The sequence below is a fragment of the Treponema sp. OMZ 788 genome (assembly GCF_024181245.1).
In the GTDB taxonomy this organism is placed as follows: Bacteria; Spirochaetota; Spirochaetia; order Treponematales; family Treponemataceae; genus Treponema_B.
Map to the genome: position 1 here is coordinate 1,830,088 of NZ_CP051199.1, position 18,427 is coordinate 1,848,514.

18 protein-coding genes and 3 pseudogenes are annotated in these 18,427 nt (G+C 34.7%); 11 read left to right on the top strand and 10 right to left on the bottom strand.

Going from position 1 to position 18,427, the window contains the following annotated elements:
• Nucleotides 1–3: 3 nt before the first annotated feature.
• Both E4O00_RS08980 and E4O00_RS08985 read right to left on the bottom strand, forming a co-directional pair.
• Nucleotides 4–321: a hypothetical protein gene (locus E4O00_RS08980; RefSeq protein ID WP_253677036.1), complete on the bottom strand. Its 318-nt coding sequence runs from the start codon at nt 319–321 to the stop codon at nt 4–6.
• Nucleotides 314–1,144: a hypothetical protein gene (locus E4O00_RS08985; protein ID WP_253677037.1), complete on the bottom strand. Its 831-nt coding sequence runs from the start codon at nt 1,142–1,144 to the stop codon at nt 314–316. Before E4O00_RS08985 ends, E4O00_RS08980 begins: the two co-directional genes overlap by 8 nt.
• Nucleotides 1,145–1,304: 160 nt before the next feature.
• Here E4O00_RS08985 and E4O00_RS08990 point away from each other — a divergent pair, with 160 nt between their 5' ends.
• The 10 genes and pseudogenes from E4O00_RS08990 to malQ all read left to right on the top strand — a co-directional run bounded on the left by E4O00_RS08990 (nt 1,305) and on the right by malQ (nt 11,394).
• Nucleotides 1,305–2,243 (top strand): ABC transporter ATP-binding protein, encoded by a 939-nt coding sequence (locus E4O00_RS08990; RefSeq protein WP_253677038.1) that lies wholly within the window; start codon nt 1,305–1,307, stop codon nt 2,241–2,243.
• Between the two features lie 172 nt (nt 2,244–2,415).
• Entirely contained in the window at nt 2,416–3,555 is a 1,140-nt protein-coding gene (locus tag E4O00_RS08995; RefSeq protein ID WP_253677039.1) for an ABC transporter permease, read from the top strand.
• Nucleotides 3,556–3,565: 10 nt separating this feature from the next.
• Nucleotides 3,566–4,726, top strand: a complete 1,161-nt coding sequence (locus E4O00_RS09000) for an ABC transporter permease (RefSeq protein ID WP_253677040.1) — start codon at nt 3,566–3,568, stop codon at nt 4,724–4,726.
• A 78-nt stretch (nt 4,727–4,804) separates the two neighbouring features.
• On the top strand, nt 4,805–5,956 hold the full coding sequence (locus E4O00_RS09005) for a sensor histidine kinase (RefSeq protein ID WP_253677041.1): 1,152 nt from the start codon (nt 4,805–4,807) through the stop codon (nt 5,954–5,956).
• An 81-nt stretch (nt 5,957–6,037) separates the two neighbouring features.
• On the top strand, nt 6,038–6,577 hold the full coding sequence (gene cobU / locus E4O00_RS09010) for a bifunctional adenosylcobinamide kinase/adenosylcobinamide-phosphate guanylyltransferase (protein ID WP_253677042.1): 540 nt from the start codon (nt 6,038–6,040) through the stop codon (nt 6,575–6,577).
• A 19-nt stretch (nt 6,578–6,596) separates the two neighbouring features.
• Nucleotides 6,597–7,373 carry an adenosylcobinamide-GDP ribazoletransferase gene (gene cobS, locus E4O00_RS09015; RefSeq protein ID WP_253677043.1) on the top strand — a complete coding sequence of 259 codons (777 nt, stop codon included), beginning with the start codon at nt 6,597–6,599 and terminating at the stop codon, nt 7,371–7,373.
• 9 nt (nt 7,374–7,382) lie between these two features.
• Nucleotides 7,383–7,974, top strand: a pseudogene (locus E4O00_RS09020) (histidine phosphatase family protein).
• A 59-nt stretch (nt 7,975–8,033) separates the two neighbouring features.
• On the top strand, nt 8,034–9,140 hold the full coding sequence (locus E4O00_RS09025; protein ID WP_253677045.1) for a D-alanine--D-alanine ligase family protein: 1,107 nt from the start codon (nt 8,034–8,036) through the stop codon (nt 9,138–9,140).
• A 19-nt stretch (nt 9,141–9,159) separates the two neighbouring features.
• The gene (locus tag E4O00_RS09030) at nt 9,160–9,774 is read left to right on the top strand and encodes a hypothetical protein (protein ID WP_253677046.1); all 615 of its coding nucleotides are present in this window, start codon (nt 9,160–9,162) and stop codon (nt 9,772–9,774) included.
• Nucleotides 9,771–11,394, top strand: a pseudogene (gene malQ, locus E4O00_RS14300) (4-alpha-glucanotransferase). Before E4O00_RS09030 ends, malQ begins: the two are co-directional and overlap by 4 nt.
• A 22-nt stretch (nt 11,395–11,416) precedes the next feature.
• Here the strand turns inward: malQ and E4O00_RS09045 are convergent.
• The 5 genes and pseudogenes from E4O00_RS09045 to E4O00_RS09070 form a co-directional block, all read right to left on the bottom strand.
• Nucleotides 11,417–11,818: a hypothetical protein gene (locus tag E4O00_RS09045; RefSeq protein WP_253677049.1), complete on the bottom strand. Its 402-nt coding sequence runs from the start codon at nt 11,816–11,818 to the stop codon at nt 11,417–11,419.
• A 22-nt stretch (nt 11,819–11,840) separates the two neighbouring features.
• Nucleotides 11,841–12,899, bottom strand: a complete 1,059-nt coding sequence (locus E4O00_RS09050) for a hypothetical protein (protein ID WP_253677050.1) — start codon at nt 12,897–12,899, stop codon at nt 11,841–11,843.
• Nucleotides 12,900–12,923: 24 nt separating this feature from the next.
• Nucleotides 12,924–14,417, bottom strand: a pseudogene (locus E4O00_RS09055) (RHS repeat-associated core domain-containing protein); the annotation flags it as partial.
• A gap of 93 nt (nt 14,418–14,510) precedes the next feature.
• On the bottom strand, nt 14,511–14,801 hold the full coding sequence (locus E4O00_RS09065) for a hypothetical protein (protein ID WP_253677053.1): 291 nt from the start codon (nt 14,799–14,801) through the stop codon (nt 14,511–14,513).
• 22 nt (nt 14,802–14,823) lie between these two features.
• A complete protein-coding gene (locus E4O00_RS09070) occupies nt 14,824–15,330 on the bottom strand; it encodes a tetratricopeptide repeat protein (RefSeq protein WP_253677054.1) in 507 nt (168 codons plus the stop codon).
• Between the two features lie 362 nt (nt 15,331–15,692).
• Between E4O00_RS09070 and E4O00_RS09075 the strand changes: the two genes are divergently transcribed.
• Nucleotides 15,693–16,295, top strand: a complete 603-nt coding sequence (locus E4O00_RS09075) for an ATP-dependent Clp protease proteolytic subunit (protein ID WP_253677055.1) — start codon at nt 15,693–15,695, stop codon at nt 16,293–16,295.
• Here the strand turns inward: E4O00_RS09075 and cbiB are convergent.
• The 3 genes from cbiB to E4O00_RS09090 all read right to left on the bottom strand — a co-directional run bounded on the left by cbiB (nt 16,254) and on the right by E4O00_RS09090 (nt 18,424).
• Nucleotides 16,254–17,327 carry an adenosylcobinamide-phosphate synthase CbiB gene (gene cbiB, locus E4O00_RS09080; protein WP_253677056.1) on the bottom strand — a complete coding sequence of 358 codons (1,074 nt, stop codon included), beginning with the start codon at nt 17,325–17,327 and terminating at the stop codon, nt 16,254–16,256. The two genes, E4O00_RS09075 and cbiB, sit on opposite strands and share 42 nt — an antisense overlap.
• A gap of 79 nt (nt 17,328–17,406) precedes the next feature.
• Nucleotides 17,407–17,643 (bottom strand): SH3 domain-containing protein, encoded by a 237-nt coding sequence (locus tag E4O00_RS09085; protein ID WP_253677057.1) that lies wholly within the window; start codon nt 17,641–17,643, stop codon nt 17,407–17,409.
• On the bottom strand, nt 17,624–18,424 hold the full coding sequence (locus E4O00_RS09090; RefSeq protein WP_253677058.1) for a hypothetical protein: 801 nt from the start codon (nt 18,422–18,424) through the stop codon (nt 17,624–17,626). The genes E4O00_RS09085 and E4O00_RS09090 overlap by 20 nt, the downstream gene beginning before the upstream one ends.
• Nucleotides 18,425–18,427 lie beyond the last annotated feature (3 nt).

Sequence of the window (18,427 nt, forward strand, 5' to 3'; positions counted from 1 at the left end):
GAATTAAAAAATTCTTTCTCTTAAAAATACGCAAAAACTTGCAATAAAAAAAACTATCGGGACACTTTCAAAAATCAAAGAAAGCACCGGAAGATGTCCGATAGTAAAAAATTTTGTATTTATAAATCCGAAATATGTAAGAGCATCGGTTAAAATCGAAATATACAACAAAAACACACCAAGCACAAAAAGAATCATAGAAACCTTCTTAGTTTTGCTCCAAACTATAATTCCGAAAAAAACGGCAACAGCCCCCAAAAAGAGCTTTGTAAATAATAAGATGGGATAACCTTGCGATAAAAACTTAACTAAATCATTCATTATTTAATCCTTTATTTTGTGTTTGAGCTTTAAGAAAATTTTCAAGCTCGGTGTATACCCTTATTTTCGGCAATATCGACGGAATAGTAAAATAAGGAGACAAAAGAATATGAGAATCTAAGGCCGACTTAAAAAAAGCCTCATATTTTTCTTCACTCAATTTTGAAAAAAGATAAGGACCTTCCATATTCCAAAAATCGGAACAAAGCTCCGCTACCCTCCTATAAGATTTTATGTTTTTTGCAAGCTGCTCTTTTTTCTTTTTGCCGCAAGCGGAAGTTATCAATTCTTCATCCGAAAGATTTTTTTCTTGCTCTCTCAGCTTAATAATTCTTATCAAATCAAAAAAAGCCTTAGCTAAAGTTTCTTTTTCGGCCGCAGAAATTTCACAAGACTCGATAGGAAAAAGTTCTTTAGAAACCGCAATTTTTATTGAGGTACAAAAAGGCGGATTAACAAGAAAAGCCTTGGCTGATTTTAAATTTTCCGATGAGGGCAAAAAAGGCAGCCAAATATTTTGATAAACATAGGGAGCTGCTTCCTTTTCATTAGAAAAAAGGTAAAAATGAGGATGTTCAGGAAAAAGAGAATTTAAGGCTTTTTTCAGGCGGTAATCCCCAGCAGAAGGCAGAAATGCATTTAAGCCTCTGTCGATGCTCTGTTTAAAAACTAGAGGAGCCTGATTTTCTCTTCGGCCCAAAATCGACATTCCTCCATCCAAATACATATCCAAGAGTCTTATATTTTTTTCGGTATAAAGGTAAAATCCGCGGGCTCGTTTTATGTTCCCGTACCGGCTTCTTATTTCATCATAAAAATTCATTACTTCTCATTCTCGCAAAAAAAAGCCCTTTAGACAAGGGCCTAAGATAGATTTTTTATAATGCCAATTACTATTTTCTATATTAAAAATGACTTTCGGCACTTTTATTTTAACCGAAATAAATTAAAATGAAGACAATCATTACAGAAAGGAGCAATTTATGAAAATATTGGAAGTGAAAGATATAACAAAAAAATACGGAAAAAAACAAGTTCTTTCAAATGTTTCCTTCGATATTGAAGAAGGAGATATGTTCGGCCTTATAGGCCCTAACGGAGCCGGAAAATCGACCCTGATAAATATCATAACGGGAATCTTGGATCCGCTAAACGGAGAAGTCCTTATAGGCGGACATAATATCAAAAAAAATCCGATAGAGGCAAAGAAACTTATCGGCCTCGTACCGCAGGAACTTGCCTTATCGGAGGATATATCGGCAATCGACAACCTCAATTTTTTTGCAAGCCTTTACGGCCTTTCAGGAAAAATGCTAAAAGAAGCTGTAAACGAGGTCTTGGAAGTAGTCGGCTTAACAGAAAAGAAAAAAGAAAAGGTGAAAAAATTTTCCGGAGGAATGAAAAGAAGATTAAACCTTGCAGCGGCAATCATGCATAAGCCCCGTCTTTTAATCTTGGATGAGCCTACGGTAGGTATTGATCCTCAATCCAGAAATAATATCTTCGAGTACTTGCACAAAATAAATTCACAAGACAAGACTACAATTCTTTACACTTCGCATTACATGGAAGAGGTTGAAGAGCTTTGCAAAAATATCTTTGTAATCGATGAGGGCAGAGAGATTGCCTACGGCTCCCTTAATTCCGTAAAGGAAAAGGCCAACGGCACCGTAACCCTCGAAATAAGGACAGAAAATATAAATGAAGAGCTGATAGAAAAAATCCGCATTCTTGACGGAGCCTTAAATGTAGAGCAGACAGGAGAAAAGCTAAATATCCTATATGAAAGAGAAAAGGTCAATCTTGATGAGGTCATAAGGATTTTACAAACATCAGGAGCCGTAATCAAAGCCTTACAAATAAATGAGCTTAATTTAGGCGAGGTTTTCTTACAGCTTACCGGAAAAAAATTGCGCGAATAAATTGAGGAGATTCGATAAACAGTTCGGCAGAAATTCAGCCTCACTGTTTATCTTCGAGTTTTGTGCAAAGCACAAAACATCGCATTATTATATGCAGTTTGTAAACAAACTGCGTGAAAAAACTTTTTTCGCAAATTGATATTTGCTACAAAAAGTTTTTATAGGAGAAAAGATGAAAGCATTTTTAAAAATTACACTTATAGCGATAAAAGATAACTTCATTACCTTTTTTTTGGTTTACCTTTGTTTGCCTATACTTTTTGTCGGCTACAACGGTTTTTTGCGAAAATCTGATTTTAAAGCCGAAACAAACGAAAAGGCTATTCCGGTTTTTCTAAACGATGAAGACAAATCCGCATTATCGGAACAGCTGACCGGTATTTTAAATTCGGATATCTTAAAAAACTTCATAAAAATTGAAGAGGAACAAAGTGCAAAATACACAATTAAGATTCCTAAAGGCTATCAAAATTCTGTAGAAGAAAACAAAGACTTTGATATTTTAATTATCGGAAAAGAAAAGTCTTCTGCAGCAATTATGGTTTTATCAAATATAATTAAAAACATAAGCAGTTCCATCAACGGGAATCATAAAATAACTAAGGCTATTTCGGCATCTTCGCAATCTCAAGAGCTTATGGAAAAATATCTTAATATTCAAAAAGAAAGTTCAAAATCTATAGGAAAAATTACTATGCACCCGGCCCTGCAAAGTATGTCAAGCTATGAAGCCTATGCAATAGCCATAAGTATATTGTTATTCTTTATGTTTGTTATGGAGCCTATTACCTTGGCATATAAGAAAAAGCATGTAGGCCTTACCCTGCGTATTAATTCGATACCTAAAAGTTCAACCTATATCTTTAATGCTCAAATAATAAGCACGGCACTAAAAGCTTTTATTGCCATCGTAATTTATATTTTAACTTTTAGATTGTTAAAAGTTTCTTTTATGGGAAATCCTGTTCTGCTTTTTATATACGCTTTAAGTTTTTCACTTGTAACAGGAAGCATCGCATGTTCACTTACAACTTTTAACAAAAAGGAAATTATCTATACTATAGTAATAGGTGTATTTTTTATATTTGGAGTTTTAGGAACAGTTCTTTTTACAATTCCAAATGACAATAAAATTTCAAAAATATTTTTAAAATATAATATTTCCAAAATTATAACAACCCCTCTTAAGGATCTTGTTGTGGAAAATTCTTTTGGAGGAATGTTAAGCAGCCTTATTATAATGCTAGCCCTTGGTGCGGCATTTTATATTTTTGGTTTACTTATGTTAAATTTTAGGAAGACGGAAATTTAAGGGGGCGGATATGAAAAAATTTTTGATTTTATTTTTAGCACAGTTAAAAAGAATATTGAAAAATATATCAAATACAGGAATGCTGATTTTTTTTCCTTTTGCGATGATAATTTTGATTCTTATAATAGGATTTATTCTTAAACCAAAAGAGACTGAGACTTCAAAAAAGAGCACTGAATATACCGTTCAAATGAATGAGACAGCCTATTTTGTAGATGACGCGGGTGAATTATGGAAAACTTTTTTTTCGGGTTCCGAATCTACGGTTCATCCTGAAAACAGAGAAGAAGAACTGGAAAAGGCTAAGGAAAAACTTGCAATGGGAAAAATACCGGGTCTTATAATTATACCTAAAGATTTTTCCGAAAAGATTTCAAAAGGAGAAAAACCGGAGCTTGAAATTTTAAAAACGGAAGAAAGCGTTGTTCTTGATAATAGAATTCAAGCCTTGAATTTAGGCATAAATGCTTATCTTTTAGATAACTTTATTAAAAGCTCGGATCTTTCCGAAAAAAAAGACAGTCTTTTAAACAACAATATAAATGTGGTATTTAAAGCTCAAGATAACGGAAACATCATAAGTCTAGGTTTAAAAATGATGACCTTACTCGTATTGTACATAATACTTTTCGGCTCAAATGCAATTGCTACAGATCTAATAAAATTCAGGGAAACAAAGATGCTTGCACGTGCAATAATAAGCCCCAATTCCGAATTTAAAATAGTGGGAAGTTTTTTATCGGCCTTTGTATTTATTCAGGTAGTAATAAACATGGTTGTTTTTGTTTTTGCGACAATAGTATTTAAACTGGAGATTACAGGGCTTCCTTTGATATTCTTAGCCGTGGTTTCAACAAGTTTTTTTGCCCTCTCCATATCCATTTTAGTCGCGAGAATTTTTAAAAAGGAATCTCAGCTGCCATTGGTATCAAATATGACAAACCTCCTTACGATAGTAATGTTTTTCCTTGCACTGATTGTAGTGATGCCATTTAATTCAATTCCGCCTGTATTTAAAAATATTTCCATGTTTTCCCCTTTATATTGGCTTATGGAAATGATTGATAAAGAAAAACTTTTTCCGAATATCTTGATAGTTTGGGCAATGAGTGCCGCAATTTTTACGGCAGGCAGCTGGAGAATAAAAGAATTTAATAATGAGATAAATTAATTGAAAGGAGGCAACTTCTGCCTCCTTTTTTGAACACCAATCTTGCAACATCTTAATTATTATAATATAATCAGGCATATGAAAAATAAGTTTTTTATTTTTATTCATTATTTTTTAATAGCATCAAGCCTTATTCAAATAAGCATAAGCGGAGATAAACTTAGCGGAGTTCAATTTTTATTATATCTTTGTTTTATTATTTTATTTAATCTTAGACTTTTCTATATAAATAATAAGACCTTTCTTTTTTTTATTCTTTGCTTAATCGATTGGATACTTTGTTTTTTTCTGCACCTTACCGGTCTTGCAATCCCCTTTCTCCTATTTTTAATTCCCTTGATTGATAGTTTTTATTATAATTCAAAGCCTTATACCTATATCCTCGGCACGGCAGGACTTGGAGTCTGCGTATTTTCATTAAGAAATTTTGATATAGGAACAATAGTAAACTATACGGCTCTTTTTATTTTAAGCGGAGGAGTTTTAGAATATTTTAAAAACAATCAAAATAAAATTATTTCTTTCCAAAACAAAATAGACGAACTTGATATCCAAAAAGAAGAGCTTTTAAATTCCATTCATGATTTGGAAATATACAATGAGTCGATCGAAGATCTTATGACCTTAAAGGAAAGAAACCGCATATCACGGGAAATACACGACAGTGTAGGACACGGACTTTCTACAATGATTATTCAGCTAAATGCACTCTATGCTGCCGCAAAAAACAACACCGATGATTTACCCCAAAAGATTTTAGATTTAAATTCCTTTGCCAAAAAAAATTTAGAAGAAGTCAGATTTGCTTTGAGAGAATTAAAACCGATAGACTATAACAAGTATGAAACAATAATTTTAATTCATAACCTCATAAACGAATTTAAAAAAATGACAAATATAAATGTACAGTTTACCTTTTCAAAAAATATTTGGAGTTTAAACGAAAAACAAAGCCACGCAGTATATAAGGCTGTACAGGAGTTTTTATCCAATTCGGCAAAATACGGCAAGGCTTCAAAAATCACAATTCATTTTTCCTATACAGAGACCTCTCTCATAGTAACCATGAAGGACAACGGTATAGGCTGCACCGAAATCAAAAAAGGAATAGGCTTAAAAGCTATCGAAGAAAGAGTAAAAGAAACTGATGGAACGGTTTACTATGAAAGTCTTCCCGCTGTAAAAGGATTTTTTATGCGGCTGGTGTTTTTTAAAAATAGAACGCTTTAAAACCATTTATCAAAAACATTAGCTTATTAATGTTTTTCATTGAGACTTAACAATTTCTTTTTTTTTTGATATAATCTGCTTATGATAACACTTATAACCGGCGGATCAAGAAGCGGAAAATCGGCCTATGCCGAAAAGCTTTTAGACGGAATCGATAATGTTGTTTACATAGCTACAGCAGAAATCTATGATGATGAAATGCGGGAAAGAGTAAAAAAGCACATTGCACGACGCAACCCAAAATGGCGTACATACGAAGGTTTTTTAAATTTAGAAAAGGCCGTAAAAGAAGAAAAGCACTATTTACTTGACTGCATAACAAATTTAATTTCTCGAGTTCTCTTTCAAATAACGGGAGATAAAGAGCGGCCGAGCGAAGAAGACATACAAAAAATAATAGATACCGCATTAAACCAAATTAAAAATCTTATTTTAGAAATAAACAAAATAAACGGCTCCTTAATTCTTGTAACAAATGAGGTAGGCTCATCTATTGTACCCATGCACCCTGTATCAAGAGCTTTTTCGGATATTCAGGGAATAGTAAATGCAAAAATTGCCGAACTTGCAGATGAGGTTGTGCTCTGCGTATGCGGTTTGCCGATAAAAATAAAATCTTAATTCAAAAAGGAAAAACAATATGAAAGGATTTATCTTAGCATTGCAGTTTTTTACACGTATACCCATAAATATAAACGTCGACTTTAACGAAAAAAATATTAAAAGAGCCTTTTATTTTTTCCCTCTTATAGGCGGAATTATTGCAAGCCTTGTGCTCATCCCAATCTATTTTCTTCCGCAAAAGTATCTTGAAATATCGGGCTTCTTCAGCTTACTCCTATACTTGTTTTTAACGGGCAGCATTCACCTTGACGGAGTTGGAGACACCGTAGACGGTTTTTTTTCTGCAAGAAAAAAAGAAAAAATATTGGAAATTATGCAGGATCCGAGAATTGGAACTTATGGAACAATAGGCCTCAATGTTTTTTTGCTTCTTAGATACATAAATTATTCTACCATAATGCCCGATGCCGGACTTCTTATATTAGCTGGAATAATTTCGAGGCTTTCAGGTTTGGCGGTTGTAGTTTTTTCAAAGCCTGCAAAGGATACGGGTCTCGGCGTCCTCTTTCATAAAGCGGCCTCCAAGGCCGGTTTTTTCTTTTGGCTCATAATCGTATGCCTCCTTTCGCTTTTTGCTCCTGAGATAGCAGGATTTTCAAAAATTCAAGGTGCCTTTATTTTAACAGAGCGTATAAAATATTTAGTCTTTCCGGCAATCGCACTCATTCTAACATTTATCGTAATAAGAATTTCATACAAAAAGATCGGAGGCACAACAGGCGACGTAAACGGTTTTATTGTCGAATTAACGGAGCTTGCTCTTTTAAGTTCAAGCTTTTTTATAAAGATATAAGGATAAAATATGAAGATAGTTTTAATAAGACACGGAATAACGGTAACAAATAAAAAAAAGATATTCAGCTTAGATGACAGTCCCCTGGCAGAAGAAGCCTACCCCATGCTTGACGAGTTAAAACACAGGCTAAAAGAATTTGCTTCGTTTAAGGTTTATTCGAGCCCTTTTAAGAGAGCCTTACAAACAGCCGAGTACCTAGGGCTTAAAAATATTCAAACCGATAAAAGACTTCAAGAATATAATTTCGGTATTTTTAAGGGCCTGACCTTTGAAGAAGCTCAGGCAAAATATCCTATTGAAGCGAAAAACTGGATCGAAAATAACGATACCATAGCCCCTCCTGATGGCGAAACATCCTTTGACCATTTTAAAAGAACTGCAGAATTTTTAGAAGAGACAGCCTTAAAAGATGAAGACATCATAATCGTAACACACTACGGCACAATAACTATGGCTCTCGCCTGGGCCTTGGATAATTTTTTCTTTAAGAAATAAATTTGCTCCTAAAAATTCGGCAATCAGCATCTTAGAAGTTTTTTTATCGGATAATAAAAATGAGATTGCGTATAAGGGTATTGAAACTGTTAATGGGGTTTAATCCGCCCTCATTGCAAATCTTACAAAATAATGCTAAAATAGTTCTTATGGAGAGTAAATATGAATATAGCAATCATCTACGGCGGAAAATCCAGCGAGCATGAGGTTTCTTTAAAATCAGCATCATCGATTATAAGAACAATAGATAAAAAACACAGGCTTCACCTTATAGGAATTTCCAAAACCGGAGCATGGTATTTACATGATGACGCAGAAAGAGAACGCATTATAAAAAACGAAAAGGCCGTTTTAAAAATAAAAAAAGATGAAGCAAAAAGAGTAACCCTTATTCCGGGAGGAGGCACAAAAAAAGGCTTAAAAGCAGGAGACGAGTTTTTACCGACCGATGCAGTCTTTGCCGTTTTACACGGAAGATTCGGCGAGGACGGCACAATCCAAGGTCTATTTGAAATGGCAGATCTCCCCTATGTAGGGGGCGATGTAATGTCCACAAGCATATCAATGGATAAGGAAAAAACAAAGATGATTTGGGATTATTCGGGTCTTCCCATCGTGCCTTACATAGCAATCAAAAAACAGGACTGGGATGATCCCGAAAAGAAAAAAGCTCTCTTGGCAAGAGCCGAAAAGGATTTGGAATATCCCCTCTTTATAAAACCCTGCAGGGCAGGAAGCTCTGTAGGAGCCGGAATGGTAAAAAACAGAACAGAACTTTTGGAGCAGGCAGAAGAATCTTTTTTATGGGATAATAAAATTTTAATTGAAGCCTGTATTGAAGCGAGAGAAGTAGAATGTTCAGTTACAGGTAACACAAAAACGATAGCCTACATTCCGGGAGAAATAATTCCTACCCATAAATTTTATGACTATGAAGCAAAGTATACTGATCCTAACGGAGCTGAGTTAAAGATTCCGGCCGACTTAACCGAGAGTCAAAGAAAAACAATCAGAGAAACAGCTATCAAGGCCTATGAAGCCTTGGATCTTTCAGGCCTTTCCCGTGTAGATTTTTTTATCGATAAAAGAACCGGAAAGATATACTTAAACGAGGTAAACACTATTCCCGGCTTTACCTCAATTTCGATGTTTCCTAAAATGTGCGGAGCTTCAGGCCTTCCATACAATGAGCTTATTATGCACTTGATTGAACTTGCAATCGATAGATTTAAGACAGACAGGAAACTTAAAACATGCCGTCAATCTTAAATTACACAAAATAGGCACGATGATAAAAAAGAAAAAAGAAATATTTTTTTTAAACTTAATTTTTATTCTCATATTTTTTTTGATTATTTTTATGCCGGTAATTTTACCTAAAAATTATTATGCAGCTTTTAGCTTTAACATAAGTGCTTATATAATTTTTCACATAATGAGTTTTGCCTTATATTCTTTCTATTATAAAGAAGATGGGGCAACAATAAAAAAACTTATACACAGCTTAAAAGAAACTTTTACTGAAGCTTTAACCCTATCTGCAATAAAATTATCGGTTATTCTAAGCCTTATTTTTTTATTAAGATATTTTTTAAGCCTAAAAACTATTACCGGATATTTTTTATCGGGACTCATCATTTTTATCTTCTTAATTTTTGAGCTTTCCCTTTTTTGGTATCAGGCAATAGCTTCTTTTCAAAATAAAAATGAAGGCACAATCGCAAACTTAAAAAAATCCTTTTATCTTTTTTTTGAAGATTCTTTTTTTACATATAAGATAATATTTTTAAGCACCTTAAAATTATTAATTTCATTCCCTGCCCTGTTTGTATTTCCGGGAATTACGGGAATTATATTTTACATAGCAGAAAACTATAGATTGATAACGGAGGAAAACAAATGAAAAGACTTTCAGGCATCATCTTACATCCTACATCTCTTCCGAATAATGAAGGAGTAGGTACAATAGGCAAAGAAGCTTTTGCCTTTATAGATTGGTTAAAAACAACAAGGACAGGAATTTGGCAGATGCTTCCTATAGGCCCCACAGGTTACGGAGATTCTCCCTATGCATCTTTTTCGGCCTTTGCAGGAAACCCATATCTTATAAGCCTTGAAGCTCTTTATGAAAAAGGCTTTTTACAAGATAAAGATTTTAACGAATACAAAAAAATAGTACACGAAAATACTAATCCTGAAAGAGTTGACTTCGGTTTGATCCATTATCATAAAACAAGGATGCTAAAAAAAGCCGCAGCATTCTTATCACAAAAAATAAAAACGGACTCATTTTTAAAAGAAGAACTTGAAAAATTCTATCAAGAAGAAAATTTTTGGCTGGACGGCTATGCCGCCTTTATGACAATTAAAGAAGACTATGAAGATAGAGCAAATAAAGAAAATCTGCCTCAAGGAATTTGGAGCGGTGTTTGGCCTAAACCTCTTGCCTTAAATAAAGAAAAACCTGTTCAAGAATTTTTAAACGAGCACTCCGAAGAGTATGAAATCCAAAAGATTATACAGTTTTTTCTTTTTTTCGCAGTGGAAAAAATTAAAAGAATATGCTGAAGAAAACGGCATACAACTTGTAGGCGACATTCCGATATTTGCGGCAATGGATTCGGCCGATGTTTGGCAAAATCAAAAATTATTTTTACTGGACAAGGAAGCTAAACCTAAGGCCGTTGCCGGAGTACCTCCCGATTTTTTCAGCCCTACAGGACAGCTCTGGGGTAACCCCCTTTACGACTGGGCTAAGATGAAAAAAGACGGCTACCTTTGGTGGAAGAGCCGCATACGGCACACCTTAAAACTTTTTGACATAATCAGGTTAGATCACTTTAGAGGCTTTGAAGCCTTTTGGGCAATTCCTCAAGGGGCACAAACAGCACAAGAAGGAAAATGGGTTAAGGGACCTGACCATCATTTTTTTGAAGAAGTACAAAAGGATCTGATTTCGTTGGATGAAAAATACAGGGCAGAGCTCCCTATTTTATCCGAAGACCTTGGTGTAATAACTCCTGAGGTCGCCCGCCTGCGGGATGATTTTCATTTTCCGACGATGAAGATACTGCAATTTGCCTTCGACCTAAACGAATTAAAAGGAGAAAAACTGACTAACCCCTATCTGCCTCATAACCACAAAAAAAATTCTGCCGTATATACCGGCTCCCACGATAACGACACCATCATGGGTTGGCTTGAAGGTTCTTCCGAGGAGATGCTGAAATTTATTTATACCTATCTTTACGGAAAAAAAGAGGATGAAAGGATTTGCTCTATTTTACAAACTTTTGAATTTAAAAAAGAATTAGCCTCCGAAATAATCCGCACAACATTTTCTTCCGTCGCCGATTTTGCTGGCGTTCAGATGCAGGATCTTTTATTTTTAAATTCGGAAGCAAGAATGAACGCTCCATCGACTCTGGGTACAAACTGGCAATGGAGACTGACCGATGGTTACGAAAACTGCGAGATGACAGAAAAATTGAAACTTTGGAACGTCTTGTACAATAGGGACTGATACGTTAAGATTATTTTACGATTTACAGTTTGGATAATGTACTACTGCTCCGCCTATTTCCAAAAGTCCTGCCAGTGGGGAGGTTTAGTAAATTTAAAAGTTTAAACCCCGATGTTTTGCCGAATGGCAAAACTCGCCGCTCAAAGGGGCGTAAGCACCTTTGAGCGGCGGACTGCTCAATTTTGTTTTTTAACATTACGAAGAAAACAAAATTGAGCATCGCGCTTGCTTCGAAGCTGCGCCTATCGGCTTGCTGCACCAATACCGCTCCAATCTTTTTGCTGCATTTGTCTTCATGGGCAAGGATCTTCCCTCTGGTCAGAGCTTGCTTTTTGATTATGCAAACCGCAAAAAGGATTTCTGCTTCAATCGCTGTCCGAATGAGATAATTAGGCTGTGAACAAATACAAAGTTTTGGTTTCATAGTTTTATTATAACACTATAATTTAATAATATTCTATTTCTCTTAATATGCTATATGACATTTCTTCATCATCATTGACATACACATCAGCTTCAATCCAATTTCCATAACTATCATGTTTTGTAAATAAATAGTGTTCAATATAATTTGGATTTCCAAAATCAAAGACAGCACCAAGTATTCTATCATTGCCATCATATTCAATATTCGAACATGACCAGCCTCTATAGCTATTAGGTTCTATTTCCTGCAATAAGTTTTTTTCATTAAAATAAAATAAAAAGGTTGAATCTAAGTCCGGAATATTGACAGCTTCTCCGATTTTCATTTTTTCTATAAGCGTATCCAATGAAGAGTATTTATATACAAGCTTATTTTCTTCAACTAGTTTTTTATCTTTAGAATCATGGTCGTATATTGAACATAGTAATCTATCTTCTACACCGTCAATCTCTATATATTCGTACAATCTATATCCACGGCTTTTTTTTGACTCTAATTCCTTATAAAAATTTTCTGTAAAGGGCGGTATATCAACATTCAATGTTGAATAATTAGTGCGGATCATACGGTCTTTTTCATCATATTCATTAATATTCCAAGGATAAATATTTATATACGGCACATCTTCCAGTTCTATTAAAACTTGCCCGGTTTTATTAAACAGCTTTGCAATCTTTAATTCAGCCTTGCCTACATCATCAAGAGTATATACTCGTCCCCAATTATCACCATCAGCAGAAAACTCCTCTATCATTCTTTCTATCCCTTTTTTTGCCCATCTTTTTCTAGAAATCAAACTTTTATATTTAGGACCGTTTTTAAGATGATCAGGTTCGGTAGGAAATAAAGAAATAGAACCTTCTAAAGGTAATGTAAGATCATAATCAGGTTGTTTGACTTTTTTTGAGCTTTTCTCATCAACTTCAAGAGAATCTTGATTATTTTTGTCGCTCATTCCAAGAATACCGGAATCAGGTTTTTCTTTTACAAGTTCGTTAGAATCAATATTAGATTTCTCATCATTACAAGAAGACAATATAAACAAAGTAAACCAAAATAAGATAATTTTTTTCATCATGTAATACCTCTCTCTAAATAAAATTTATTCACTAATTGAAAAAATATCAATACGTAAAATATAATCACTATTATCAATAACATCACTAGTCATTCCATTAGGTCTCCAATAATTGTGATTAGAATTTTCACTTGTATTATTTATTTTTAATGTATAATTTCCATTGCTGTCTTTTTGAATTCCATCAGAATTTAAGTTGACTGTATGACCACTGCTTAAGCGAATTGTAACCGCATAAGTCCTATCTGATGATTTCAAATTTTCCAATAACTTACCATAAAAATTAAGAGAACTTCCTTGTACACTAAAAGCAAATTCTGAAGTAGTTCCATCAGTAAATATTGAAGCGATAAAATTTATAAGCTCAGGTCCGCTGGAGTTATTACAAAGCAAATTCTCATTAACACCCTCATAAATAGAATAAGCTGTAGCAAATAGATTTGATGATTCTACATTAATAAAATCATTATCGAGATAGTTGTATTCTTCTCTTATAATAGCATTTGCAATTCTAGTATAAGCAGTTAACACACATCCATATCCAGCAATAGTTCCACCATTCCATCCAAGGCGAGTATTACCACCGCTTTCTTGAAACAACGTTGTACTAACATCCAGTATTTTATCCCCATCCGGATCCACATACTTAACCGGATTATTTCCTGCATAATGATACACATGAAGATTGACGGTATTAAAAACACCTCCCATTCCCGGCAGGTTCTCGTTGTGTTTCTTTGCTTCGTCATCAATGGTAGCCTTTGGTATGTAATCGTTTAATGCAGGATCCCCGCTTAACCACCGACTATACTTCGGATCCAAGTACCTTGCTCCATAGTAGTATAAACCTGTTTCTTCGTCAAGCTCTTTCCCCGTAAACCTAAACGGTAACTTATCAATCCCTGGTGCCGTTTCCTCTATCCAGAGTTCCCCGTATGGTGTATATTCTATATGTTCGTACTGTTCGCCTTTGGCATTTGTTATAAACTGTGCACTTTGCAGGTGATCTGCGTGGTAGTAGTAACGTTTTTCAGTTTGTTCCGTTGTGTCTCCATTATTATCCGCATGTGTCATAGCGGTTACTAATCTTGAGTTTCCGACAAAGATGTGTTTGCTTACTCGTAATCCGTGCTCATGATTAGGTTCATGGGCGACTTGGTGTACCGAATAAAAGTTATTAAAATACAGTGTCTCGTTGTTACTCTGTTGTGTAAATTTTAATGCTCTTTGGCCGTCTTCTCCCTAGCGGTATATTACTGTGTTTAACTTATCGTCCAATTTTACCAATAGGTTGCGTTCGTTCCATGTGTAGTCTCTTCGGTAACCGCCTTGTATTCCGCTTCCTGTGCTTATGCCTCCTTCCAGGTTTGCGGGGTCTTCTTCGGGAGGTTCAAGGCCAAAGCCGTAGTCTATTCCATACACGTCGTGTTCTGCAAAGTATGAGTAGGTAAACGTAAAATCTTCTTTGTCTGTGAATGGCCCGTCTTTTTCGGCCATGATGTTGCCGTTGGATATGTAAGCTTCTCCCTCTTTTTTAGAAAGATAACTTTCCGCATAAAGGAGTTTTACCTCCTGCTTTTCTTTATCGATTTTTAAGTCTTTTTGATTTTTTTAAATATTATCCATTTTTACATATAAATTCTTATTCTCATTGTTTAAAAACTTCGTCAGCTCAATCTTAGCATCATTTAATTCTTTATATAGTTTTTCCATATCTTTGTTCAATTTTTCATAAACACTATCATTTTTTTCGATATAATTTGCAAGCTTATTTTCAAATTCTTTCCCGATATTGCTTAATTTATTATCTAATAGTTTTAGATAATGTATATTATAAAAAAGAACAGTGAGTGTTATGATAAAAAAAATAAGTTCTGCAATAAAAGCGTTTCTTTCTTTCATTTTAATTTCAGTATCTACAGCTTTATTTCAGCCGTTCCTTTAACTTTTTTACATAAATATTGTCTTTTAGTTTCATCATATCCAATAATTGCTCAGCTTCTTTTTTCTTACATTCTTTATATCTAATCACTGCTTTTAAAAAAAGGCTTTCATCCCGATACTCTTCTATCTTTATAGATCTTTCAAGCAATTCTTCTGCCCTTACATATTCTTTTTCATCTATGGCTGTTTCAGCTTTTTTTATTATCTCTTCTCCGCTTTCCATCTTTATATGCAATAGGCTCATCGGCTCATAATAAAAGGCCTCTTCTATTTTCTCATAGCCTTCTTTTTCAAATTCGATTTTTTGCTCTTTTTTATCCTGTATGTCTGCATATAAAAATTTTAAGATAAACCGCCCCTGTCCGTCAGAAACAGCCTTTAACCACCCGTTCACTTTTACGCTTACAGTGGAAACACCTTCTTCATTCTCGTCGTATATCATCCCGTACATTACACCGGCATCGTCTTTGTATTTCTTACTCCACACACTTGAGCAGCCGCTTGTAAATATTAAAACAGAAAACAGAAAACAATAAACAAAAAACAGATTTAGTGCTTAAGTTTTTCATAAAAACAACTTTCCTAAAAATAAAAGTATTAGCCATTAAATTGAAGGGAAAAAATGACACGCACACAAAAACGGCTGATTTATAAAATTTATCATACATATATTAATTTGTCAAGAATTAAATTCAAAATTGTCAATAATTTATGTTAATAATAATTATAACAAAAGTAAATAATAATTTTATTGAAAAACCGGCAAAAATCGGTAAAGTCCCCCCCTGTACAATAGTTTAAATTTTTTGTATATTAGTTTTTGTAAACGAAAAAATTTTAGGAGCTTACATGAACTTTATAAATGAAACAAGCGAAAACAAAAAAAATAAAACAAACGATGAAGATGCTTTGATTCAAAAATTTCTTAATACACGCCAGATAATTTTAGCAGGAGAAATAAATAAGGAGCTTTCCGAAAAAATTGTACGCCAGCTTTTGCTCATGGAATCCCTTTCTGCAACAAAGCCTATATACATTTATATCGATTCCCCCGGAGGAGATGCCGATGCAGGCTTTGCAATCTTCGATATGATAAGATTTATCAAGGCTCCGGTATACACAATAGGCATGGGCCTCGTTGCCAGTGCCGCCTCTATCATACTTCTTGCAGCAAGCAAAGAACGCCGTTTCGGTATGCCTAACAGCCACTACCTCATCCATCAGCCCCTATCCGGCATAAAAGGCGTTGCAACCGAAATTGAAATACACGCTAAAGAACTTGAAAAGATGAGAGTCAAAATAAACAAGCTCATTGCAGAAGAAACAGGCACTGATGAAAAAAAGGTTGCAAAGGATACCGACAGGGATTGTTGGCTAAATGCCGAAGAATCTGTAGAATACGGTCTTATTTCAAAAATAGCTAAAAATCGAAAAGATATCCCTGAAAAATAATAGCGAATAAAACCCAAACAGAAGAAGCTCGGATGCATACATTAACTGTATGCATCTTTTTATATCCTCATCTTCAATTTCAAAAAACTCATCCCCGATAAAGGGTTTATCGACAAGAACTCCGCCGTAATAATTCGGGCCGCCTAGCCTCAAACCTAAAAGCCCTGCAGCAGCACTTTCAGGATGAGCGGAATTAGGGCTTGAGTGCTTTCTGGAATCCCGCCGCCAAATCTTAAAACCCGTTTTTATTACAGCTAGTTTTGACATTATTTTGCTTGAAGCTTTCTTTTGTGAGCCGTCTTGCCCCTGCTCTCGCAGTTTACAAAAAAAAGAACCTGCAAGAATGAGCAAGGCCGAAAGTCGGGCCGGAAGATAGTTTACAAGGTCGTCAATCTTTGCCGGAAAAAAACCTAAGTCGGCATATTTTTCATTTTTATAACCGAGCATAGAATCCATGGTATTTACAGCCTTATAGGCGATTCCTCCTGCCGGACCTAAAAGCATCATAAAAAACAATGGGGCTATAACACCGTCGCTTGTATTCTCGGCAATGGTTTCAACACAGGCACGGCTAACACCCTTTTCGTCCAAAGACTCCGTATCCCTGCCTACAATATTTGCAATTTGTCTTCTGCCTTTTTCAAGACTAATCCGCAGGGCCTTAAAAACTTTTATAGACTCTTCTTGAAGGCATCTGGCTGCAAGGCAGGTATAGCTGATCCACACGGCAAAAATAAGGTATAAAACCTTGTAAGGATATAATAATTTTAAAAAGAAAAATACAAGACAAAAAGTAAAACCAATATTGAAAAAAGCAATTAAAAGTCCTGCAAACTTTAGACCTCTTCGGGACTTAAAACAAAAGCGGGCAAGAGCTTCTTCTTTTTTTATCAAGCTTCCAATAAATTTTACAGGATGAGGAAAAGAATAAGGGTCGCCCAAGATAAAATCAAGAATGATTGCAAAAAATAGAACAAAAAAATTAAGGCGTGAAAAAATAAAATCGGAAAGATTAAAAAAATTAAAATTCATTTTAACTTAGGGCACTAATCTAAAACAAAACCGTCCTGCCTTTTTAAAGCCAAGACGGTTTTCGTTAAACAAAAACAAATTATTTTTCTTGAAGGTATGATGCCTGAATCCAACCTTTTTTTTGCTTGTGCTGTACATAGTACCATTCGGATTGAGAGCCGTCACTTTCAGCAATGACAACCTTCTTTGCAGCAGAAAGAATGGTATCGGCCTTTACAGATGCCAATATCCTTACATCTCCGTCTACAGTAGGAATACTTAAAAGATCAATATCTTGTTTTGCTGTAAATTTTTTGTCAACTTTTTTCGGCCTCAAGCTTCTTTAAAAAAGCAGCCTCAGAATCCATCACTTGAGCAAGATTTTGTAAAATTGCTATATCATCACTATATCTGGAATTCATTTCGATAGCATTTTGAAAAAGTTCGGCTCTGCTTGTTTCACTTTGAGTTTCCATTGCAATTTGTGCAAGAACCATAGCATCGACACTCGGCGTTTCAAGCTCAACAGTTTCCCGTTTTAAATACTTTTCCTTCACTACCCAGGATGTTATCAACTCAGGACAATATGCTGCAATTTTTACGAATTTAGTGTTTAGGCTATCTTTATAAACAGCAACAATAAAATATTGAGGTATGATTTCATCGGTGACTGCCGTTAAAGAATCCGATTTGTATAGGACCGTATCCGTAGAAGAAATAAAGGCCGTCACTGTATTCGGCTCATAACAGTAGTCTTGAATCCAATATTCTTTATCTTTTAAAGAAATATGAAAGAATACACGCTTTTGTCCATCAGTTCTTTGAGCTTCTTTTTTTTCTCCTAGGTATAAGGCTTTATCGCCCAATGAAGCTTCTGCCGTCCATTTCATTTTACCGTCCTCAGTCTCGATATAAAGCCCTGCACGATGAACATAGATAACGCCTTCTACTTTTACATCTTCCTCAGCTTTTTTGGAAGATTCTTTTGATACATCATCTGTTTTTTCGGTTTTTACAGAACTGGACTTTTCACTTACATTTTCTTTTGCACAAGACACAAAAACAAGTAATGAAACACACAATAATAAAACAGCTTTTTTAATAAAATTTACTCTCATAAA